Source organism: Nostoc sp. PCC 7524, assembly GCF_000316645.1.
Lineage (GTDB): Bacteria > Cyanobacteriota > Cyanobacteriia > Cyanobacteriales > Nostocaceae > Trichormus.
Map to the genome: position 1 here is coordinate 1,000,362 of NC_019684.1, position 22,643 is coordinate 1,023,004.

Below are 22,643 nucleotides of genomic sequence, written 5' to 3' on the forward strand. Positions count from 1 at the left end.
TTTCTCATCTGCGGTTTAACTAAATTACAAACTTTGCTAATTCATGCTGCAACCACTCATTACCAACGCGTTCTGCTACCAAAGGACTGACAATAAACTTCGGTGGCTTGCCATCTTTGACATCAATTCGCACGCAGGAGTATGATAGCCGCTTTTCTACACCAGAACCACTGCGACCGACATAAAGCAGGGAATCTGCAACTTTACGGAGAGATTTCGGGGAATTATCATGAAAAATTTCCATTAATTCTGTCCCTTCTGGACGCTGACGACGGGGACGGCGACCACTACCACCAGAGATAATACAGTTAAGGTGAGAATCGGCGTATCCTGTATCCACGGTGCGGAGGTATTCTAAACAGTGAGCATGGCCGTTGAAGATTAAATCAACTATGGGGCGTTCTTGTACCAGAGAACCGAGAGTTTCCGCCACTTGGTTTAACACCCAGCGCAAACGGTGACGCACTGCTAAAGTTTGGGCTTGATCCCATTTGGTGGCTTCGGTAACGTAGGGGGGATGATGGAAAAAGAGGATTCTGCCCCGTACCTCAGCAGAATGCCAAGATTCGATTAATCCCTGGCGTAACCAGTCTAATTGTTCCCAGTCGATGACAGGGGTGTTGTGAGAGGCTAGTTGTTTTTCGATGTCAAGTTTGATTTCATTAATTTGGTCTAATTTGGCACTGAAGTCATCTAGTTGTTCTGCGTCGGCTGGTTGATTGGGGTTGAGTTTGTCGCATTCTGCTAAGATGAGTTCTTCTTGTTTATCTATTTCTTGACGACGCTTTTGTAATTCCCGGCGGTAAATATCGCCAGCTTGGTTTGTGGGTAAAGGCGCAGGTGTATTCCAAGTATTAGAATCTAGGGCAAAAAAATCAATGCCGCCGTAACGAAAACTGTAATAACGATTGGGTACACGGGTAAACTCTCCTGGTAGGTAATTGAGACACCGCCCTTTGTCAGTTTTACCGTTGTAGTGATTGTCTAAATGTTGGTGTAATTCTTCTGGTGTGGGAATTGCTGCGAGATAATCAATAAAAGCCCGTGCGTAAGCATCCCCTTGGTTAGAACCGTGCCAACCAATTTCAAAATCTTTGTAGCGTAGCATCCGCCGCAATCGCAGTGTACTACCTGTGAGCAACCGATACATGAAAGGTACATCATAGTAATCGTGATTGCCTAGGACTGGCAAAAACGGTAGATTAAATACCATGCGATCGTAGGCGATATTTTGAGGATGTTCACCACCTACAAGCAATTCCCGGTAAGGTTCGATAAAATTTGCCGGGTAATATTCATGGGAACCTACGACATAAATCACATCGCCAGTGTGCAGCACAAAACGGCAATCATCCTGATGAGCTAGCATCAGTTCCGCCACTAGCCTTTGGGGATGCGCCCCATAGTGAGATTTTGTCCCACTATCCCCAATTACTATAAACGAAAATTCGGGATGATCATCCAGGCGATCGCCTATTACCATCCGAGTTTGGTCAATACCTCGTTCTAAAATACTAGGATGCTTCCATCGCACCCTCTCCTTCATCTTTTGAATTTTTACAGGAATGGATGGTTCAGAAATCAATTTCATTGGTGATTGTCTCCCAGTGGTTGGTAGGTGTGTAGGGGGATGAGCTTTAGCTTCTCTTACGATGGCGTAAGCCTACCCGCAGGGTGGGGGATGAGGGGGATGAGGAAGATGAGGAAGAAACAGAAAACTATTGCCTATTGCAAGAGTGCCTATTGCCTATTCCTACTGATAGCCAGCCGCCTGTAACATAAATAATCTGGCATAAACTCCATCTTTTGCTAACAATTCCTCATGGGTTCCCTGTTCTACGACTTCCCCATTGTCAATTACTAGAATTTTGTCAGCCATCCTGACTGTTGAGAAGCGGTGAGATATCAAAAATACCATCTGATTTTGGGTGAGAGCGCGAAAATGATTAAAAATCTCAAACTCGGCTTGGGCATCTATGGCTGAGGTGGGTTCATCTAAGACTAAAATATCTGCCTGAGTCCGCATAAATGCACGGGCTAGGGCGATTTTCTGCCATTGTCCCCCGGATAATTCCTGTCCACTTTTGAACCATTTGCCTAGTTGTGTTTGGAACTGTTGGGGTAAGCGTTCAATAAAACTATTTGCCTTACCTTTTTGAGCAGCCGTTTGCCAATATGTTGTGTTGTTGATGTTGTCTACATCTCCCACACCGATATTTTCACCAACGGTGAACTGATAACGCACGAAGTTCTGAAAAATTACCCCAATGCGTCGGCGCAGCGCATCTACATTCCATTCTTGCAAATCTACGCCATCTAATAAAATTCTGCCGGAGTCTGGGGTATATAGTCGCGTCAGCAGTTTAATTAAGGTTGTCTTCCCAGAACCGTTTTCACCGACAATTGCTAGTTTTTCGCCGGGTTTTAAATGTAGGGAAATGTTTCTTAAAGCAGATTGGGAATTACTAGGATAGGTAAATGAGACATTTTCAAACCGGATACCATCTGCGGGATTGATACCTTTGGTGGCTTTACCTCTAGGTTTAATAACTTTTTCTTCTAGAAAATCGTAGAGGTTAGATAGATACAAGTTATCTTCATACATTCCCCCAATGGAAGTCAGGGCATTAGCAAAGGTAGATTGTCCTTGGCGAAACACGGTAAGATACATCGTCATGTCGCCTAAAGAAATTCTGCCCATCACTGTTTCTATAACAATCCAAGCGTAAGCGATGTAAAAAGCCGTGGTACTTACCAAACTTAACAGATATCCCCAGATTCCCCGGCGGATGGTTAAATCTCGGTCTTCGTTATAAAGTTGACTAAATACATGATGGTAACGTCCTAACAGCATTTCCCCCAGTTGATAGAGTTTGACTTCGGTGGCAAAGTCTTCTCTCGCCAGGAGATTTTCTATATAGTGCTGTTGGCGGGTTTCTGGCGCACGCCAACTAAATAGACGAAAGGCTTCCCCTGCAAAGCGTGTTTCGGCAATGAAGGCTGGCATAGCTGCCACAATTAAGACAACTACTGCCCAGACGGAGAAATTCACTAGCAACACACCATAGGTGATGAGAGACAGGGCATTCTGCACCAAGCCAAAGGTACGGTTGACTAGAGAGAGGGGACGGATTGATGCTTCGCGGCGGGCGTTAGTTAATTTGTCATAGAATTCGGAATTTTCAAAGTGTGCTAAGTCCAAAGTCAGGGCTTTTTTCAGGATTAACACATTTACGCGTTGCCCAAGTAACACCCGCAAGAGTGACTGACAGATAATTAAACCCCGTTGACTACCTGCTAATAAAGCTACTGCGATCGCCTCTAAGCCGACATACAATAAAGGTCGGTAAATATTACTCTCGACATTCCCCTGTGATGCTAAAACTACAGCATCTACAATTAATTTACCAAGGTAGGCGATCGCCGCAGGTAACAAACCAGCCAATAAAGTTAAACTAGCCAGAATCATCGTCAAAGTGTGGCTAGTCGTCCACACCAAATTTATTGCCCTTCCGCTATAACGGAAAACTGCCAGTGATTGACGCAGGGGGTGACGTTGCTTTTTACTCTTCATTATTCTTTTTATAGCGCGAGAGTCACCACCCCTGTGCGAAATTTACAATACATCTAATTTCTTGTCAGCTATATTTACCCACTCCTATACTACAGGTGTAGTTTCCTTGCTGCTACTTATAAGTTATTGCATCAATCCTCACTGTTCCCAGCCACAAAACACCGATATGTCACTGTTTTGTGCAGCTTGCGGTTCTGATTTGCTTCTGCAAGGATGCTATCGAGTCATTAAACCATTGGGTAGCGGTGGTTTTGGCAAAACCTTTGAAGTTGAGGATAATGGTACACGCAAAATTTTAAAGGTTCTGCATAATACTCATCCCAAAGCAGTAGAACTGTTTCAACAAGAAGCAACAGTCTTACAACAACTGCATCATCCGGGTATTCCCAGAGTTGAATCGGATGGTTATTTTATTTTTCAACCTAAAAATAGCTCTTCTCTGCACTGTCTCATTATGGAAAAAATCGAGGGGATGAATCTAGAAACATGGATGCAAACCCGCAACAATGAACCCATCATTGAACGTGCAGCCATACGTTGGTTAAAACAACTATTAGAAATCCTCCAAACAGTTCACCAAAAACAATATTTTCACCGAGATATCAAACCCTCCAATGTCATGTTAAAACCAGACGGGCAACTGGCATTGATTGATTTTGGTACAGCGCGGGAAGTTACCCAAACTTTCATGCAAAAGTTAGAAGGGCAGCAAGTTACAGGTATTATTTCCGCAGGTTATACACCTTCAGAACAAATGAATGGTAAAGCGGTACCACAATCAGATTTTTTTGCTTTAGGGCGCACATTTGTTTATTTGCTTACAGGCCAAACTCCTACAACATTTACCGAAGAATACCATACAGGTCAGTTGATGTGGCGCACTAATATTCATAATATTTCCCCAGCCTTAGCAGATTTAATTGATGAAATGATGCAGCCATTTCCTGGCAACAGACCCCAAAATGTTACAGAAATTTTGCAGCGTTTGCAAAGTATTGAACAGTCTTTATCTACATCCCAACCGTCAACTCAAGCACCGCTAATTCCCGACACAGTTCCAGTTGTTAATGTGTCACAATCATCACCTGCTAAAATGCCAGTTAGATTGCTAGCTAGTGTTGGTCAAGGGGCAAGAATTAGAAATGCCTAGTGCATTTGATGCTTTTACACCAGCAGCCCATAGAAATTATCTTGGCGGTAGCACTCAAGCCCGCAAACATCGCCAGTTACTTGAAGATGTGATGAAAAAACAAGGATTTATTGGTTTATCTACAGAATGGTGGCACTTTGATGCCCCTGGTTGGGAAAATTTTCCTGTGATGGATATACCTTTTGAGCAAATCCCACGTAGTTAAATAGGACATCTAGCTCCACCCTTGGTAGCTCCAGACTTTCGCAGTACCATAATAAGCGCCAAGCTATCTCTCCCAGGATGGATGTCATCAGATGCAGCCTGTACGTCACACCTTATCAACACCTGATATTCAATTGTCTTACTTGGAGTGGAACCAAGGTAAAGAACCTTTACTGCTGCTACATGGTTTAGCTGACCATGCTTTAGTGTGGTTGAGTTTAGGAGAATATTTAGCGGCAGACTATCATATAGTTGCGCCGGATATGCGTGGTCATGGTGAGAGCAGTAAGCCAGAAACAGACTATACTTTTGACAGTGCGATCGCAGATCTAGAAGCACTCATGAATCATTTGGGGTGGTCATCTGCTCATATCGTCAGTCATTCATGGACAGGTAAATTAGCCGCCATTTGGGCGAGAGTCAACCCCCAACGCTTGCGGAGTATAGTTCTAGTAGACCCCATCTTTATCTGGAAAATGCCCAGCGTCTTGCGGTTAACTTTCCCTTTGTTGTACCGTTACTTATCCTTTCTCAAAGGCATGGGGCCATTTACCAGCTACGCAGACGCAGAGCAACAAGCACAGCAATTAAATCAATATCAGGGTTGGAGTCAATTACAACAGCAAGTCTTCCAAACTGGACTAGAACAAAAACCTGATGGTAGTTGGGGGAGCAAATTCACCATCGCCGCCCGTGATGGCATTTTTGAAGACGTGATGCGCGTACCTGGTTTTACTATCCCCCTAGAAACCCCATCCCTATTTATCCAGCCAGAAAAAGGACTAAATCGCCTAGATTGGCAAATCAAACCCTATAAAACCTATCTAAAGAACCTCCGGTTATGTCAAGTTCCTGGAAATCATTGGCCTTTCTTGACTGCACCAGAAACATTTAACCACGCGATCGCAACATTTTTAGCAGAATTTAAGTAAAACCAATTTCATGATTAACAGACAGCAGCAAAAGAGTAAAGCTCAATTTTATTCTTTTGACTATTGACTCTTGACTATTGACTCCCTAACATGAGCCTTTGTATCAATCCAGCTTGTCCCAAACCTAATCATTCCCACAATGAAAACAACCGCTTTTGTCAAAGTTGTGGTTCCCCATTGGAATTAGTGGGACGCTATCGGGTGATGCGTTTATTGAGTGATACAAATGGATTTAGCCAAGTCTATGAAGTATACGAACAAGAAACAACAAAAATTCTTAAGGTACTACGAGCAAATCTCACCAACGATACTCAAGCAGTAGAACTGTTTCGCCAAGAATCAGTTGTCTTGGGACAAATAAATCATATAGGTATTCCCAGAGTAGACGCGTATTTTCAGCATCAAACTAGAAACGGTTTGATTCTGTACTGCATTGTCGAAGAAAAAATTGACGGACTGAACTTAGAAAAGTTGTTAGAAAAACAACAAAAACCGACTTCTCAAGCACAAGCTATAAATTGGTTGAAACAGTTAGCAGAGATTTTAGATTTAGTCCATAGCCAGCAATATTTACACTTAAATATTAAGCCATCTAACATCATCATCAGGCCAGATGGACAATTAGTTTTAATTGACTGTGGTACAGCCAAAGAAATAGCCAGAAATTATCTAAATCGCAGTACCACACCTACCATGTCTTCTGGTTATAGCGCCCCAGAACAAATACAGGGCAAAGTAACACGACAATCAGATTTTTTTGCATTGGGACGCACCTTCGTTTTCTTACTCACAGGAAAACACCCATTGGATATGTATGATGCACACCATAACTTATTAAATTGGCGTAATTATGCCAATCAAATTGCACCGCCGATATTAAATTTAATTGATTGGTTAATGAACTCAGACTTAACTAAGCGTCCCGTCAATGCCAAAGAAATTTTGCAACGCCTCAATGAAATTGCACAGCCAAAAACTATTCTGGAAACTAAAAACATCAATATCCCAAAAAAGCCCCAAACCTTAGAATTCCCCCAGCCAAAAATTCCATCACAGCCATTATCATCAGTCAAGCAGACCACAAAAATTCCGTTAATGGCGCTATTTGTTGCCTTGTTAGTTTCATTAGGTTTGCTCAGTGTAGTTGCTTTTATGGCAGGTTATCCAAAATTCACAGCCTTATTGCCATTACCAACGCAATCGCCAGAAAGAAAAGGTAAAATTGACTATTTTCCCTATGAAGCAGGTAGGGATAGTCAAGGTAGAATTGCTGAATTTAATATAGCTGTTTTATCAATAGAGTATAAATGGCTGGCAGAAAGTAATTTTCAAATTACCAATAATAATCAAATTATTAGTCTCGATGTTTTAAAGTTAATGTTAGAGCAAGAAGGCATACAAGAAATAATGCAAGAACCTAATGAAATTATTTCTGTAGGCATAGCTTCTTGTAATAGTAGATTACAAACTGCACAACGTAGAGCATTTGAGCGTTCCCAAAACATCCAAATATTAGCTAAAAAATTATTTCAAAATATTCCTAGCGTTAAAGTTTATCGCCTATTAAATTTAGGTCAATTTCAACGAAGCGGCTGTCAACCCAATCAAGATGTCACAAGATATCAAAGTAGTGTGATTATTATTGGAGTGAAAAATAAATCTCCAGGTGTAATTCTAGATGAAGCCCTCCGCGATAGATTAGAAAACAAACCTTTTGCTGATTTTAAATTAGAAGATTATTCTTTAGGTTCAGTAGATAAGTTTAGGACAATTATTAAATAAATGTTAATATAATTTATCTTTTTCAGGTGCATATGACTAAAAAATCAGATATCAGCACTAAAAAGTTAATTGGCCTTGCACCTAAAAACTGGGTTAGATGGGTGACAGAAATTGATGATATTCTCGCTGGAGAAATTATTAATTCTGAATTCCAATGGATTAGCCGTGAAAATGATGTATTAGTTCGTGCGACAAGCCCCAGATATGGAGAGTTTCTAGTCCTCAACGAGATACAATTACGATACAAGCCTGAAATGCCTAAAAGAATGCGGGCTTATGCAGCACTAGCCGAAGAGAAATATAATTTACCTACCTATCCAGTATTAGTTAATCTTCTTAAAGAAAACGATACACCAATTCCTACCCGCTATGAATCAGAATTTGCTGGCTTACAGACGCGTCAAGACTACCGAGTTATTAATTTTTGGGAAGTAAATGTAGAAATAGCTTTTACTAAGTCTTTAATATCCTTGCTTCCCTTTGTACCCATACTCAAGGGTGGTGCAGAAGAATCGACAATACAGCGAGCATTGCAAATGCTTCGCGCTGATGAGCAATTGAGCCAATTAGAAACAGTGATGGCTTTTTTTGCTACCTTCGTATTAGATAGTGCATTAGTTCAACAAATCATGAGGTGGGATATGGCAGTATTAAGTGAATCTCCTTGGTATCAGCAAATTTTGAGAGAGGGTAGAGAACAAGGAAGAAAAGAAGAAATACTCTCAGGTATTGAACTGGGATTAGAAATAAAATTTGGATATGAGGGTTTACAACTGATTTCAGAAATCTCTCAGATATCCAATTTAGAGCAACTTAAGACAATTCAACAAAGCATCAAAACTATCAATACTGTAAATGAATTGGGTGAACTCATTCAAAGTTTTCAAACTTCTCTAACTTAATCTATTTACTCACGCTCCCATGCCAGAGTATCTTTTCAACCCCGCACGCCATAGCCAGCGATTCGCAACTAAAAAGATTAATATCCAAGCTATTAGTGACAAAAACCCTCGTGCTACATCCACAGGTATTCCTATCAACAGACTAGCAGGAAAATTAATCAAGTAAGGGAAAGGAGTAAATACAACTATCTGCCTTATAGGTTCAGGAAATACTTCTAATGGCGCGATTAAACCAGATAAAAACAAATAAAACAACAACCAAAAATTTTCTATAGCGTTAGCCCTTTCCGTCCAAAAGGCGAACATGGCAAAGGTGTACTGAATCACAAACCGCAAAACAAATGCTAGCACCACTGCCACAGAAAATAATAATAATTGCCTCAAACTTGGCAACCAAAAAGCCTGGGGATAGAGGAAAAAAAACAACACTATGAGTAAAACCGCAAACGGTATGCGAGCAACCCGTTCAGAGAGATGGGATGCAACATGGTGCCATACTGGGTCTAGAGGTTGCAATAGTTTAGGTGATAGTTTACCTTCTACTACTTCCCTTTCAAACTCATATATTACCCAGACAACTGATATTTGTCTGACAACAAAAACTGTGAGAAAGTAACGGGCAAAATCAACTGGTGTTAAACCAAACTGCCCACTTTGTGATGCTTTTATCCAAACTCCCATCAAAATAATTGGTAAAGAGCCAGACAAAACCCATAAAATTAGTTCTGCTCGATACTCCACCATATAGGCGTAGTAAACTGTCAGGAAAGTTAGAGCTTTTCTAATAGTTCTTTTCATTTACTTTTGAATTATTTAAACGACTCCTGCTTGAAAAACTCGTCCAATCACTTCTTCCACAGGCGGTTCAGTTACGGTTAAATCTATGACTTCCAAATCAGCCAAAATCTTTGATACTGTGCGGGTGAGTAACTCTTGCTGCACCATAAAATGCACGGCTCGTCCTTCCACAAGTTGCACATCACCATAGGCTCTGAGTTTTTCCATTGGTAGAGGTTGGGCTAACTCTACATAGATTTCTCGGTAGGGAGCAAACCGTTCTAACAGTCCATCTAAGCTACCGTCATACATCAGCTTTCCTTGGTGAATCAACAGCACTCGTTCACATAAAGCTGTAATATCTGCCATGTAATGGCTAGTTAATAACACTGTTGCCTGATAACGCTGATTGTACTCACGCAGAAAATCCCGTACTGCTACTTGAGCATTGACATCTAACCCTAGTGTGGGTTCATCTAAAAACAACACATGGGGACGGTGTAAAAGTGCTGCTAATAATTCAGCTTTCATGCGTTCACCTAAAGACAGTTTCCGTACTGGCTGATTCAACTTCCCTTCTAAAGCCAGCATTTCTGTTAGTTCCCCTACCCGGCGGTGAAATTCTTTATCCGAGATGTTGTAAACAGCTGCGTTAATCTTTAAAGAATCTATGGCTGGTAAGTCCCAGAGTAATTGTTGTTTTTGCCCCATAACCAAGGTGATTTTTTGCAAAAATGCTTCTTGGCGTTTAAAGGGGACGTAACCAGCTACTTTGACTACACCACTGGAAGGATGAATTAACCCTGTGAGCATTTTGAGTGTGGTAGTTTTCCCAGCACCATTTGGCCCTAGAAATCCTACTACTTCACCGGGAGCAATTTCAAAGGAAACATCCTGAACGGCTTTAATTGAACGGTAGGTGCGGCGGAAAAAGTGGGTGATTGTGCCTTTAATTCCTGGCTCTTTCACCGCCACCGGATAAGATTTACTGAGGTTTTCGGCAATGATAATTGACATATATATATATGTTAAAGCCGTAGATCACCTTTATGGTCGAGTTAGTTAACCACAGTCGGTAGGGTGCGTCAGTATGAGTAATTTCTCGGTATGTTAAGGGTTTCTGTGACTGACGCACCCTTGTATATTAAATATTTTTTTGTTTGAAAGTTCTTTTATTTCAAACGACCCGATCGCAATATACTGATAATCAACCACAATCCCAACAAACTCGCCGCCGCAAACAGAACGCTGCTTAAAAATGACAACTGAGTTGTCTGGGCTTTAGTTGTAATAATTGCTGCCCCCATAATCAGGGAACCTACTAAGATACTAAAGGAGAGGCGATTGGCTGCATCGTCCATTGTGCGGCGTACACCGTCTAAACCATGCAATGAAAAATTCCAGCGTAGGGTTTCGGATGTTACTCGGTCTAATAACAGTTCAAGTTGCCGGGGAGATTGTAATGAGAGACTTTTGATATCTAAGGCTGTTCTGAGGAGCGATCGCACTGGATTATCCCCTACTAATTGCCGCCGAAACAAGTCTGTAATTAATGGCTGGATTTCTTCAAATAAATTTACCTCTGGGTTAAAAGTCCGCGCTACCCCTTCTAAATTCGCCAAAGTTTTAGCGTACAAGCCCATGTTACTGGGTAAGCGAATTTTATTATTTCGCGCCACTTGCAAAATTTCATAAAAAATTTGACTAAAATTCATCTCCGTCAAACTGACGTTATAATACTTCCGCAGCATCCGGTCATAATCACTTTCCAACCGTGCCACAATTACAGGCTGTGCGGAATCTGCCAGTTGTAGAGTCAATTGGGCGCACCTCCCCGCATCTAAATCCACAATCGCCAATAACATTTCTGTCAATATCTGCTGAGTGCGGGGATCAAGTCTGCCTACCATGCCACAATCTATCAGGGCAACACGACCATCGTTAAGATAGAAGATATTGCCAGGATGGGGATCAGCATGAAAAAAGCCATCAATATATAACTGTTGAAAGAAAGCGCGAAATAGTAGGGTGGTGATGGCTTGCCGTTCTGCTACTGGGTCTTTCCCATCATTGTTGCTGAAATTCGCCGATAGAATTGGCACTCCCTCTAGCCATTCCATCACCATTAATTTTTCTGTAGTTAAGTGCCAGTATATTTCCGCTACTACAATTTGTTGGGGATCAAACCAGCGACTGTGCGATAAATTACGCCGTAGTTGGTCTGTATAACCGGCTTCTCGTGTAAAATCTAACTCAGCTTCTAAAGCTCTGGTAAATTCTTCGGCAATGGATTTAATTTCATAGTTCTGCCCGAAATCGGTACGCGCCACCAAATCAGCAATCCCTTGAATTAAAGCGATATCTTGAGCCACTGTAATATCGATCCCCGGTCGTTGCACCTTCATGGCAACTTCCCGTCCATCAGCCAATGTAGCGCGATGGATTTGGGCAATTGATCCCGCCGCTACAGGGATAGGATTAATATTCTGGAAAGTCTCTTCTAAAGGGCGTTTGAGTTGTTGGCGGATGACAATTTCAATTTCTGCCCAAGGAACAGGCGGCACTTCATCTTGCAGCGTGGAAAGTTCTTCAATATAGGGGGCGCTGAGTAAATCCGGACGGGTAGACATTAGCTGACCGAGTTTGACATAAACTGGCCCCAAATCCACGAGAATATTTTTCAAAACCGCCGGGGTGGGTAGCTGGGGTTCATCGGCTTTACCCCCTGTCAGCAGTCGCCGCATATAATCCCAGCCGTTACGGAGAACGACTTCAATAATTTCTCGTTGCCGGGGAACAGTTTGAGTCAGGAACATGGTGGGGGATATGGAGTAGGGAGTGGGGAGTGGGGAGTGGGGGGAGATGGGGAAGACAAGGGAGAATCTTCTGCCTTCGGCCTCCTGCCCTCTGCCCCCTGCCTCCTGCCTTCGTTAGTTATAATAAAAACCCCGCATTTCAGCCTCTGCCACGGGTTTTAACTTTTCCAGTTAATGGCTATAGCAAGTCGCTAAATCGGGGATCGTTTTGCAGATTTTTGATCACCTGCTTAATTTCTTGAGTACGTTCTTTATTGACGATGAGAGTGACATTGCGATCGCGCACAATCACCACATCCTCTAAACCTATAGTAACAATTACATCTTCTGGATTAGTAGCATATACTATAGCCCCTTGCGTATCTAGTCCTACATGGGTAGCAAGTTCAACATTGGGACTATCGGGTTTTTTCAGTAGGCGTTCAATCGCATTCCAATCACCTAAGTCATCCCACCCAAAATCTGCCGGTAAGACATATGCTAAATTAGTCTTTTCCATGAGTGCATAGTCTATACTTTTTTTAGGTAACTGGGGATAAATATCAACACCCTGTTTTACCAATGGCTCGATGATTTCAGGTGCATGAGTATATAGTTCATTGAGAACAACACCAGCCCGAAACACGAACATCCCGCTATTCCAGCTAAATCTGCCCGTAGACAGAAATGTTTCTGCTTTACCACGGTCGGGCTTTTCAGTAAAGCGGTTGACGTGATAAGCTGGCAACTCATTAAAGCTACCAATTTTTTCACCTTGTTCAATGTAGCCGTAACCAGTTGATGGGAAAGTAGGCTTAATTCCTAAAGTGACAATCGCTGCTGTGTTTGCCGCTAGTTGGGTAGCAGCATCCAATGTACGCTTAAATGCTTGTTGGTCAGCTATCCAATGGTCAGAGGGAAAAAAGCCAATAATAGCGTCATCTCCGTAACGCTTTTGAATTTCTAAACTTGTCCAAGCTACGGCGGCGGCTGTGTCCCTCCCCTGCGGTTCAATCAATAAATTTGGCGATGGTAATTCGGGTAGTTGTTGTTTCACCCCTTGTCCTAACTGACTAGAGGTGATTACCCACAAGTCATCCCAACTGCCTGCGAAGGTTAACAGTCGCTCGGCGGTTGCTTGTAATAGACTTCTAGAGCTACCATCAAGACTTAAAAATTGCTTGGGTCGGTCTTGGCGACTGAGGGGCCAAAAACGCTCACCTTTGCCACCTGCCAGGATTACTGGGAACAATGAACTACTCATGTTGTCATACACACCTACGGTAGAACATTTCAAGTTTACAGTGTGGTCTGACACTGGCAAGATTGGGGGCATGGATTAACATAACTTTTAGGGAGTGGTTGAGTGGGGAGATAATTGTGATTAAACAGGTTCAATTTTCAGATAATCAGGTCACGCCGCAACAAATACCAGATTTGGAACTGGGGCTACAACCTTCGCAACTGCAACGCTTAGATCATCAGGTGATAGCTCAACCAGCTACAACAGGAGAAATAGAAGTTAGACCACAACAGCAGAGTGCGATCGCTTCTCGTAATGTCGTCGAGTCTGTAGGCGCAATCCCCAATGAGCTGTATGAGCGTTTGGGTTTGGCCATGCCTCGCTGGCTATTGTGGATTTTGACCGTTGTTTTGGGGATCATCCTCTCAGGTCTTTTGGCATCTACTTTGGCATTGTGGACTCCTTTATGGAGCAACCTAGACCGCACCGACGAAGAATTAGGTTTTTCTGGTCAAGATGAACAGAAAATGCCTTTACCTGGGGAATTATGGAGCAAAATCTCCCAGTATCAACTCTCCAAACCGATGAATATTCTCATCATGGGGATTGAGCCAGTCAAAGGTGCTGTGGATGGTTCGGCGGAGAGTTTTTCTGGCAATAGCGATACTATGATGCTAGTCAGACTCAACCCCGCTAGTAAAACCATGAGGGTATTGTCAATTCCTAGGGATACAATGATTGCCATCCCAGAGCAGGGATTGACTAAGGTGTCAGAAGCTAACGCCCAAGGTGGGCCAGTGTTGGCAGCTAGGGTAGTCAGCCGCACCTTAAATAATGCCCGGATTGACCGCTACATTCGCATTTCTACCAGTGGCTTAAGACAGGTAGTTGATCAGTTGGGTGGGGTGGAGGTATTTGTACCCAAAGCCATGTCCTATCAAGACCCCAACACTCGCTCTACAGTCAGTTTAGTGAGTGGCTGGCAAACCCTCAACGGTGAACAAGCAGAATTGTTTGTTCGGTACCGGGAGGAAGGATTAGGGGATCTCACACGAGTACAGCGACAACAAGCAGTGGTAGCAGCATTGCTACAACGGCTCAATAGTCCGACTGTATTACCCCGATTGCCCCAATTAACCCGCCTGATGCGGAAATATTTTGATTCCAATTTGAAGATAGAAGAAATGATGGCTTTGGTGAATTTTTCCGTGAATTTAGAACGGGATAATTTCCAAATGACCATGTTGCCTGGGACATTCAGCAAATTTAGTAAAGATCCCAATAGCTATTGGCTAAATTTGACTGGTCAGCAAAATCTATTGAACAATTATGTTGGCGTAGATATTCCTGGACTGAAGTCTGATTCACGCCCAGTTTCTAAGTTCAGAATTGCTATTCAAAATGCTTCCAATCAACCTCAACTAACTGAAAAAGTTATTGCTTACTTGAAACAGAAAGGTTTTACAAATATTTACACTACACCAGAGTGGCCTGATACTCAACGTCAGACCCAAATTATTGTGCAAAGGGGTAATCGAGCCGCAGCAATTGAACTACAAAACATCTTAGGATTGGGTTTAGTCCAAGTTAAATCCACTGGGGATTTAGAATCTGACATTACCATCCGCATTGGGAAGGATTGGAAGTAGTTCAGTAGTGCTGATTAATGAGTGCTGAGTGATCGGAAATTCTCTATAATTCACTCAGAACTCAGGACTCGCAACTCAGGACTCAGACCTGAGTTTGATAAATTTATGAAGAAGATTTGGCTGAGATTATTTAGTTTAATTGTAATTTTGTTGCTGGCTTGGTTTTGGCTCATCATCAATCCCAAGCCAGCTTTTGCTCAACTGAATACAATTAATTACAGCAATATAAATTTAGAAAATCGTGACTTTGCTAATACTGATTTAGCTGGTGTAACATTTGTGGCGGCGGAAATGCGAGGTACGAATTTTCAAGGTGCGAATTTAACTAATGCTATTTTTACTAAAGGCGTTTTATTAAACGCTAATTTATCAGGGGCTAATTTAACAGGTGCTTTAGTAGATCGGGCAACTTTAGACAGTGCCAATTTAAAAAATGCGATTTTCACAGAAGCAACTTTAACCCGCAGCCGTTTTTATGATGCGGATATTACTGGGGCTGATTTTACAGATGCTATCATAGACCGCTATCAAGTGTCTTTGCTGTGCGAACGAGCAGATGGTATCAATCCTGTCACTGGTGTTGCTACACGCGAAAGTTTGGGTTGTCGTTAGTGCCAAGTCATTAGATTATTGACTATTGACTAATTTTAAAATTTGTCGGTTATTATTTGTGACTAATCAAGAGCCAAAACCCACTCGTTCTTTTGCTGGGATTGCTGGCATTGTTGCCGCAGCCACGTTAATTAGTAAAGTATTTGGTTTAATTCGGCAGCAAGCGATCGCAGCTGCCTTTGGTGTAGGTGCGGCGGCTACGGCTTATAGCTACGCCTACGTGATTCCTGGGTTTTTATTAGTATTATTGGGCGGTGTCAACGGGCCTTTACATAGTGCGATCGTCAGCGTTTTAGCCAAGCGCAAGCAGGAAGAAGCCGCCCCCCTAGTGGAAACGGTGACTACTTTAGTGGGTAGCATCCTGTTATTGGTGACGATAGTGCAGGTTCTCTTTGCTGGGAACATGATTGATATTGTGGGTTATGGCCTGGATGCTCAAACTAGAGCGATCGCCATTCAACAGCTGCAAATCATGGCCCCAATGGCTCTATTTTCCGGCTTGATTGGCATTGGTTTCGGCACTCTCAACGCAGCTAATCAATATTGGTTACTTTCTATTAGTCCTCTGCTATCTAGTATCACAGTGGTAGGTGGTATTGGTGTATTAGCTTTACAACTAGGCAAAGACATTATCAAGCCAGAATACGCCTTCATCGGTGGTGTGGTTTTAGCCGTGGGAACTCTAGCTGGGGCAATTCTTCAGTGGTTGGTGCAGTTAGTTGTGCAGTGGCGTTTGGGACTCGGTACATTACGGCTGAGGTTTGATTTTCAAGCCCCTGGAGTACAAGAAGTAATTAAAGTCATGACTCCAGCCACAATTTCCTCTGGAATGATGCCGATTAATGTGGCGACTGACTTATATTTTGCCAGTCCCATTCAGGGGGCGGCGGCTGGTTTTAACTACGCTAATTTATTAGTCCAAACTCCCTTGGGGATTATTTCTAATATAATTTTGCTGCCGTTATTACCCATATTTGCCAAGCTAGCCGAACCGGAAAACTGGCCAGATTTGAAGTTACGCATTCGTCAGGGACTATTACTCACTGCTGTGACGATGCTACCGCTAGGGGCGCTGCTAGTAGCTTTATCTGTGCCAATTGTGCAGGTGGTGTATGAACGGGGTGCGTTTAAACAAGAAGCTACGCAGTTGGTTTCATCCCTACTCGTCGCCTATGGTATCGGGATGTTTGCCTACTTGGGTCGTGATGTTTTAGTCAGAGTATTTTACGCCTTGGGGGATGGACAAACACCGTTTCGCATCAGCACATTTAATATATTGCTCAATGCAGTTCTAGATTGGATTTTAGTTAAACCTTTTGGTGCGCCTGGTTTGGTGTTAGCTACAGTCGGTGTTAATTGTAGCTCGATGTTAATGCTGTTATGGCTACTGCACCGCCGACTCAATGGTTTACCCTTACGTGAGTGGAGTGTCCCCATTTTAGGACTAACGGCTGGTAGTGTAGTCGCTGGGATTGCCAGCTTTGCAACTTTGGTTGGTTCTCAGCAAGTCTTGGGTAAAGAGGGTTTATTAATTCAAATCTTGCAATTGTGCGTATCTGGTTTGGTAGGGATTACTGTATTTGCTGCGATCGCCTCTTTGATGAAAATACCAGAGGTGAATATTTTTGTAATCCGTATGCGTCAACGTTTTCTTAAAAGATAAGCATCCCAAACACTTCAAATCTAACATTTGGAGACGTTGTATTGTAACGTTTCCAAATATTAATAACCCACCTTCCGCACCCTAACTGTCACACATCAAGCAAAGCCAGCAAAGTAGTACACAAGAACTAAAGTCAATTCAATTGCTAAGAGAGGTAATGAGAATAAGTTGCATTAAAATCGACAGGGGGAGTGAGAAAGTGAAGTTTTGCCGCAGAGATAAAAGAAAGGAAAAGAAAAGTTCAGAGAAAAAAATTAATTGCTCATAAAAAGATAAATGAGAAAATCACAACAGAAGCTGTGGAGAAATCTGTTGTGCAATTGCCACCCCAAGAAATGGAAATTCAGAACATAGACCATCTAGGGATAGTAGCAGGAATAATAGATAGGATAGGATTAGTAGAAATAATCAATGAATTAATAGGAGTTGAAAAAGGAGAAAAAATCAGTTCAGGTCATGTTGTCAAAGCCATGATATTGAATGGGTTAGGATTTGTATCCAAACCTTTATATATGTTTCCCAAATATTTTGAAACAATAGCCTGTGAGCATTTAATGGGAGTAGGAGTAAAACCAGAATATCTCAACGACGATAAGCTGGGAAGAGTCATGGATAAACTATTTATCAAAGGACTGGATACAATATTTTCTATCATTGCCTTAAAAGCTGCCCAAAAATTTGGTGTATCTCTGTCATCATCACATTTAGATTCGTCATCAATGCACGTACATGGGCAGTACAACACCAGATTACCAGAAGTAATATTTGAGAATCAACAAATAGGAAATACCCAAGAATCAGAAGAATTAGTAGTAAAATCACCAAAAGAGATTACCATCACCTATGGCTATTCCCGTGACCATAGACCAGACTTAAAACAATTTATCATAGAACTAATATGTTCGGGAGATGGAGATATACCAATATTTTTAAAATTAGCATCTGGAAATCAAGCTGACTCATCCTGCTTTGGTCAAATAGCAGTAGAGTATCAAAAACAATTAGAAGTTGATAGTCTCATAGTTGCAGACTCGGCTTTATACACAGAATCAAATCTGAAATTAATGTCGGATTTACGTTGGTTATGTCGAGTGCCATTAACCATTAAAGCAGCACAATCATTAATATCAACATTAGCAGCATCAGAATTTATTGATAGTAACTTACCAGGATATAAATTTGCTGCAAAAATTGTAAGTTATGCAGGAATAGAGCAAAGATGGTTGGTAGTGCAAAGTCAAGAGCGAAAAGCATCAGACCTGCGTAAACTTTCACAAAAAATTACGAAAGCTGAATCGAAAGCTGTTCTTGAGTTAAAAGAATTATCAAAAGATAAATTTGCTTGTGAGGTTGATGCTGTCAAGGCATTAACCAAACTATCAAAACAATTTAAATACCATCAAATTCAGTCGAGCCAAGTTACTGAAATCAAGTTCAAAAATCAAGATAATCAAGTAGAAACAGCATACCAAATATCAGCGACAGTTTCCCAGGACGAAAGTAAAATTAACACAGAAGTTCTGGGTGCAGGACGTTTCATTATTGCCACTAATGTTTTAGATTTAAATGAACTTAGCAATGACTCGATGTTGAATGAATATAAAGCCCAGCAGTCTTGTGAAAGAGGATTTGCTTTCCTGAAAGACCCATTATTTTTTGCCGACAGTATTTTCCTCAAAAGTCCAGAGAGAATAGAGTCATTGGCAATGATTATGGGTTTATGTCTGCTAGTTTATACCTTGGCTCAACGTCAAATCAGGACTGCACTCAGAAAATCTCAATCAACAATTAAGAATCAGTTAGGTAAATCGACTGACCGCCCCACTTTACGCTGGATTTTTCAATGCTTTCAGTCTATTCATTTAGTTAAATTTAAGAATGAAAAACACATCTCTAATTGGAATCCCGAAAGAGACTTTATCTTAAATCTTTTACCTGATGATTGTTTAATTTATTATCAATTAGCCAGCTAACTCTTCTCTCTATTAATTTTATTTCTCCAATATCATGAGCTAATCTCTTTGATTCATAGCTCTTTTTCTTTTTGCCAATAATTTAGAGGATGTTTGAAAAGTTTTAGGGAGTCAAAAATTAAGCCAATCGCTTCACCATAATACGGATCATTGCAAGATAGATAAAAGTTTCTGAGGTTTCGGGCAATAATTCATAATCTCTGACCAATCGCCGACATCCCATGAACCAGCCAAAAGTGCGTTCCACCACCCAACGTTTTTTGAGTAAAACAAAGCCCTTGCTTTGCTCTGGTCGCAGCACCACCTGTACAATCCAGCGACAAAAATTCATGACCCACTGCATGAACGGTTCCCCATCAAAGCCACCATCAACCCAGATGGTGGTTAACCGAGATTGTGGCTGAGACTGTTTAACTCGTTGGAGAACTTGTTTGCCTCCTTCTCGCTCACCGACATTGGCTGCTGTTACCAAAACCCGCAGCACTAACCCCAAGGTATCAACGGTCATAAATCTCTTGCGTCCTTTGATTTTCTTGCCAGCATCAAAGCCTACTGATTGACTCACCATTGCCGCACTCTTGACGCTTTGGCTATCAATTATCGCTTCCGATGGACTCGGATGACGTTCAATTTCGATTCTCGTCCACTCTCGGAGACTATCGTGAATGTGCAACCATGTCCCGTCTTTACGCCAGTTTCGGAAATATGTGTACACTGTTTGCTCTCGTAGGAAAGTCCCCAGGTAGCGTAGGCGTAGCCCGCCGTAGGCATCGCCATCTCACTCCTTCTAGCAGGATGTAAAAAATTGCATTCAGGACTTCCCACATATCGACTTCACGCTTACGACCACCCGGTTTCCCTTCTGGAATCAAGTCGCTAAGAAATTCATATTGTGCGAGGCTCAGGTTACTGGGGTAAGCTTTACTCATGTCGCTCTCTCGGTGCTGTTGATTATCTATTCACAGCGTATACTGAGAGAGCTTTTTTACAACATACCTGACTTTTCAAACACCCTCTAAGCTTGAATCATCAAATTTCCCATCATACCCAAATCTTCATGGTCGAGAATATGGCAGTGATAAACTGTCTTACCTGCAAAATCTTTAAAGGGAATACGAATACGAACTGTTTCGCCTCTGGGAACTAAAACTGTATCTTTCCAGGCGCGATAGGGTTCGGGTTGATTATTGCGACTAATGACTTGAAAATGATTAACGTGAAGATGAAAAGGATGATCCATCACTCCTGTATTCACAATCTCCCAGTCTTCTACTGTATTGAGTTGGACTTGTGTATCAATGCGATCGCGAACGAAAGGCTTACCATTAATTAGAAACATCATACCCATACCAGGAGCCATACCATGATTAAGTTCAAACCGACGTACTTGTTTCGGTTCTGGTAAAGCTGATATTGCAGAGAGTTGTTTGGGTAAAGCAATAGGTTTTACAGGTGCATCATAGTTAACGGTGGCTAAAACTGTTGGTGTGTTGGGATTTCCTCGCATCATACCCCTACCGCCCATCATACCCATACCGATTGCACCTCGATTGTACGGCAGATTAAGCAGACGGTATTTTCCGGGTTGGCGATCGCCTTTTACTAGCACTTCTACCCGTTGTCCTGGTGTCAGTAGTAATTCACGGACTTCTACAGGTTGTTCCAACGCACCCCCCTCAGTCGCAATCAGGTAAAACGGGTGTTTTTCCAACGCCAGTAGATAAAAGCGAGAAGTCGAAGCATTGAGAATGCGCCATCGGACTAAACCCTGAGCAGGGAGTGAAAAAGAGGGGTTAGACTGACCATTAACCGTAATGATGTCTCCTTCACGTCCCGTCATCATTGACATATGTGCAGAAGACATCAGCCTTCCCTCGCCGTCCAGCGCAAAATCTTGCAGTACCAAAAATTCCTCTTTAGCGGCTTTAATTTCGGGAATTTCATCTAATTCACCCCGCACCACAAATAAACCAGCCAAACCCCCAAATAACTGTTCCGCCACAAAGCCGTGGCGATGGGGATGATACCAAAACGTGCTAGCTGGATGATTAGCAGGAATAGTAAACTCGTAGTTAAAATTCTCTTCTGGGTCAATGCTGAGAAAAACATTATCCGCACTACCTGTAGGTGGAATGTGTAGTCCGTGATAGTGCAGGTTAGTTGATTGAGCAAGGTTATTAGTAAAACGAATGCGAACGGTGTCGCCTGGTTTTGCTTCCAAACGAGGCGCAGGTATTTGTCCGTTATAAGTTAATAGATATGCTTGTTGATCACCCAACTTCACAGCACGGTTGCTAGCTTCCAGGTTAATTTCTAATAAACCATCAGTGCTTTTGTGCAACTTAGGTAGGTCAATTTGTGGCTGTGCTGCAATTTGAGAAGAATGAATTTTTTGCCATACCCAACTAGCAGCTATAGCCGTTCCAGCACTAGCCGCAGTTAAGGTAATAAACTGACGGCGATTTAACTTTTTCATCATCGTAATTAATCATGACTCTGATTGTTTAACCCCTCACCTCTTTTTCTAACTTAGTAAGATTGATACTCTTTGAAAGCTGTAACTGCACCTGTTTTATCAAATGCCATGATGGTAAATGGCTGTTTTTTATTTCCTGATTCCATCCCTGGAGTTCCTAAAGGCATTCCTGGTACAGCTAAACCTGCAACTTGAGGCTTTTGTTGCAGAAAACGCTTAATATCGTCGGCGGGAATGTGTCCTTCCATGACATAGCCATCAATAATTGCTGTGTGACAAGATGCTAAATCTTGAGGCAAGTTGTACTTTTGTTTAATTCCCTCCATGTCATCAGTTTTGATATCTGCTTTGATATTAAATCCGTGCTTTTGCATATGTTCCACCCAAGCACCACAGCAACCACAAGAGGGACTGCGATAAACTGTAATATCTTTTATTCCTGAATAGGATACGGTTGGCTTGTCCCAAGCACTAACATTGAGCAGTGATGTAGAATTGTTCGCTAATACTTGTGGATGATTACTAGCTGTAACACTCTCTTCTTTGCTCATTAATTGGAATGTTGCATAGGCAGTTGCTACAATCCCAGTGGTAACAATCACTGCCAAAAAATAACGTGACCATTGATTAATCCAAACAGAAAAACGTTTGTGCATTGTTCACACCTTATCAGAGATTTTTGGTATTGAGATGTTCAATACATTTTTGCTAGTTTATACTCTCTAGTTGAGTGGAGAGTCAACAGTAAGGTTTTAAGATGTAAAGAAGTATTTAGTTTGTCATCAACAAATACTGTCTACATTTTTAGCTAAACATACAAAAATGAAAATCAGATGAAATTTGGTATATGACATCAGGTATAAGTTTCTTTACCTCATGCGGAAGATGTTTGAGCAATAGGAAATTTTTAA

The 22,643-nt window shown here is 41.8% G+C and carries 17 protein-coding genes and 1 pseudogene; 9 read left to right on the forward strand and 9 right to left on the reverse strand.

Features of this window, described 5'->3' with window-relative positions; translation table 11 throughout:
• Positions 1-19: 19 nt before the first annotated feature.
• Both NOS7524_RS04195 and NOS7524_RS04200 read right to left on the reverse strand, forming a co-directional pair.
• Complete coding sequence (locus tag NOS7524_RS04195; protein ID WP_015137227.1) at positions 20-1,591, reverse strand: metallophosphoesterase; 1,572 nt, start codon at positions 1,589-1,591, stop codon at positions 20-22.
• 162 nt (positions 1,592-1,753) lie between these two features.
• A complete protein-coding gene (locus NOS7524_RS04200) occupies positions 1,754-3,574 on the reverse strand; it encodes an ABC transporter ATP-binding protein (RefSeq protein ID WP_015137228.1) in 1,821 nt (606 codons plus the stop codon).
• A 61-nt stretch (positions 3,575-3,635) separates the two neighbouring features.
• On the opposite strand from NOS7524_RS04200, the gene NOS7524_RS04205 reads away from it, so the two are divergent.
• The 5 genes from NOS7524_RS04205 to NOS7524_RS04225 all read left to right on the forward strand — a co-directional run bounded on the left by NOS7524_RS04205 (position 3,636) and on the right by NOS7524_RS04225 (position 8,544).
• Positions 3,636-4,724 (forward strand): serine/threonine-protein kinase, encoded by a 1,089-nt coding sequence (locus NOS7524_RS04205; protein ID WP_235622394.1) that lies wholly within the window; start codon positions 3,636-3,638, stop codon positions 4,722-4,724.
• Positions 4,717-4,929 carry a M15 family metallopeptidase gene (locus tag NOS7524_RS04210; protein WP_041555146.1) on the forward strand — a complete coding sequence of 71 codons (213 nt, stop codon included), beginning with the start codon at positions 4,717-4,719 and terminating at the stop codon, positions 4,927-4,929. Before NOS7524_RS04205 ends, NOS7524_RS04210 begins: the two co-directional genes overlap by 8 nt.
• Before the next feature lie 91 nt (positions 4,930-5,020).
• On the forward strand, positions 5,021-5,860 hold the full coding sequence (locus NOS7524_RS04215; RefSeq protein WP_015137229.1) for an alpha/beta fold hydrolase: 840 nt from the start codon (positions 5,021-5,023) through the stop codon (positions 5,858-5,860).
• A 90-nt stretch (positions 5,861-5,950) separates the two neighbouring features.
• On the forward strand, positions 5,951-7,642 hold the full coding sequence (locus NOS7524_RS04220; protein WP_015137230.1) for a serine/threonine protein kinase: 1,692 nt from the start codon (positions 5,951-5,953) through the stop codon (positions 7,640-7,642).
• Positions 7,643-7,674: 32 nt separating this feature from the next.
• Entirely contained in the window at positions 7,675-8,544 is an 870-nt protein-coding gene (locus NOS7524_RS04225) for a hypothetical protein (protein WP_015137231.1), read from the forward strand.
• A gap of 9 nt (positions 8,545-8,553) precedes the next feature.
• Here NOS7524_RS04225 and NOS7524_RS04230 read toward each other — a convergent pair whose 3' ends face one another.
• From NOS7524_RS04230 to NOS7524_RS04245, 4 genes are all read right to left on the reverse strand, one after another.
• Positions 8,554-9,342 carry an ABC transporter permease gene (locus NOS7524_RS04230; protein ID WP_015137232.1) on the reverse strand — a complete coding sequence of 263 codons (789 nt, stop codon included), beginning with the start codon at positions 9,340-9,342 and terminating at the stop codon, positions 8,554-8,556.
• Between the two features lie 15 nt (positions 9,343-9,357).
• A complete protein-coding gene (locus NOS7524_RS04235; protein WP_015137233.1) occupies positions 9,358-10,338 on the reverse strand; it encodes an ABC transporter ATP-binding protein in 981 nt (326 codons plus the stop codon).
• Positions 10,339-10,493: 155 nt separating this feature from the next.
• Entirely contained in the window at positions 10,494-12,137 is a 1,644-nt protein-coding gene (locus NOS7524_RS04240; RefSeq protein WP_015137234.1) for an ABC1 kinase family protein, read from the reverse strand.
• 178 nt (positions 12,138-12,315) lie between these two features.
• Entirely contained in the window at positions 12,316-13,380 is a 1,065-nt protein-coding gene (locus NOS7524_RS04245) for a mannose-1-phosphate guanylyltransferase (protein ID WP_041555148.1), read from the reverse strand.
• Positions 13,381-13,496: 116 nt separating this feature from the next.
• Here NOS7524_RS04245 and NOS7524_RS04250 point away from each other — a divergent pair, with 116 nt between their 5' ends.
• From NOS7524_RS04250 to NOS7524_RS04265, 4 genes are all read left to right on the forward strand, one after another.
• Positions 13,497-15,008 carry an LCP family protein gene (locus NOS7524_RS04250; protein WP_015137236.1) on the forward strand — a complete coding sequence of 504 codons (1,512 nt, stop codon included), beginning with the start codon at positions 13,497-13,499 and terminating at the stop codon, positions 15,006-15,008.
• A gap of 105 nt (positions 15,009-15,113) precedes the next feature.
• Positions 15,114-15,620, forward strand: a complete 507-nt coding sequence (locus NOS7524_RS04255) for a pentapeptide repeat-containing protein (RefSeq protein ID WP_015137237.1) — start codon at positions 15,114-15,116, stop codon at positions 15,618-15,620.
• A 58-nt stretch (positions 15,621-15,678) separates the two neighbouring features.
• The gene (gene murJ, locus NOS7524_RS04260) at positions 15,679-17,283 is read left to right on the forward strand and encodes a murein biosynthesis integral membrane protein MurJ (RefSeq protein WP_015137238.1); all 1,605 of its coding nucleotides are present in this window, start codon (positions 15,679-15,681) and stop codon (positions 17,281-17,283) included.
• 335 nt (positions 17,284-17,618) lie between these two features.
• The gene (locus tag NOS7524_RS04265; RefSeq protein ID WP_083882639.1) at positions 17,619-19,256 is read left to right on the forward strand and encodes an IS1634 family transposase; all 1,638 of its coding nucleotides are present in this window, start codon (positions 17,619-17,621) and stop codon (positions 19,254-19,256) included.
• Between the two features lie 118 nt (positions 19,257-19,374).
• On the opposite strand, the pseudogene NOS7524_RS04270 reads toward NOS7524_RS04265, so the two are convergent.
• The 3 genes and pseudogenes from NOS7524_RS04270 to NOS7524_RS04280 form a co-directional block, all read right to left on the reverse strand.
• Positions 19,375-20,185: pseudogene (locus NOS7524_RS04270) on the reverse strand (IS5 family transposase).
• A gap of 86 nt (positions 20,186-20,271) precedes the next feature.
• Positions 20,272-21,735 (reverse strand): multicopper oxidase family protein, encoded by a 1,464-nt coding sequence (locus NOS7524_RS04275; protein WP_015137239.1) that lies wholly within the window; start codon positions 21,733-21,735, stop codon positions 20,272-20,274.
• Positions 21,736-21,785: 50 nt separating this feature from the next.
• Positions 21,786-22,388, reverse strand: a complete 603-nt coding sequence (locus NOS7524_RS04280; protein ID WP_015137240.1) for a DUF411 domain-containing protein — start codon at positions 22,386-22,388, stop codon at positions 21,786-21,788.
• Between the last annotated feature and the right edge of the window lie 255 nt (positions 22,389-22,643).

Coding starts and splice junctions, on each gene's coding strand:
- NOS7524_RS04195 (WP_015137227.1), bottom strand. CDS start 1,591: ATGAAATTGATTTCTGAACCATCCATTCCTGTAAAAATTCAAAAGATG.
- NOS7524_RS04200 (WP_015137228.1), bottom strand. CDS start 3,574: ATGAAGAGTAAAAAGCAACGTCACCCCCTGCGTCAATCACTGGCAGTT.
- NOS7524_RS04210 (WP_041555146.1), top strand. CDS start 4,717: ATGCCTAGTGCATTTGATGCTTTTACACCAGCAGCCCATAGAAATTAT.
- NOS7524_RS04215 (WP_015137229.1), top strand. CDS start 5,021: ATGCAGCCTGTACGTCACACCTTATCAACACCTGATATTCAATTGTCT.
- NOS7524_RS04220 (WP_015137230.1), top strand. CDS start 5,951: ATGAGCCTTTGTATCAATCCAGCTTGTCCCAAACCTAATCATTCCCAC.
- NOS7524_RS04225 (WP_015137231.1), top strand. CDS start 7,675: ATGACTAAAAAATCAGATATCAGCACTAAAAAGTTAATTGGCCTTGCA.
- NOS7524_RS04230 (WP_015137232.1), bottom strand. CDS start 9,342: ATGAAAAGAACTATTAGAAAAGCTCTAACTTTCCTGACAGTTTACTAC.
- NOS7524_RS04235 (WP_015137233.1), bottom strand. CDS start 10,338: ATGTCAATTATCATTGCCGAAAACCTCAGTAAATCTTATCCGGTGGCG.
- NOS7524_RS04240 (WP_015137234.1), bottom strand. CDS start 12,137: ATGTTCCTGACTCAAACTGTTCCCCGGCAACGAGAAATTATTGAAGTC.
- NOS7524_RS04245 (WP_041555148.1), bottom strand. CDS start 13,380: ATGAGTAGTTCATTGTTCCCAGTAATCCTGGCAGGTGGCAAAGGTGAG.
- NOS7524_RS04255 (WP_015137237.1), top strand. CDS start 15,114: ATGAAGAAGATTTGGCTGAGATTATTTAGTTTAATTGTAATTTTGTTG.
- NOS7524_RS04265 (WP_083882639.1), top strand. CDS start 17,619: ATGGAAATTCAGAACATAGACCATCTAGGGATAGTAGCAGGAATAATA.
- NOS7524_RS04275 (WP_015137239.1), bottom strand. CDS start 21,735: ATGATGAAAAAGTTAAATCGCCGTCAGTTTATTACCTTAACTGCGGCT.
- NOS7524_RS04280 (WP_015137240.1), bottom strand. CDS start 22,388: ATGCACAAACGTTTTTCTGTTTGGATTAATCAATGGTCACGTTATTTT.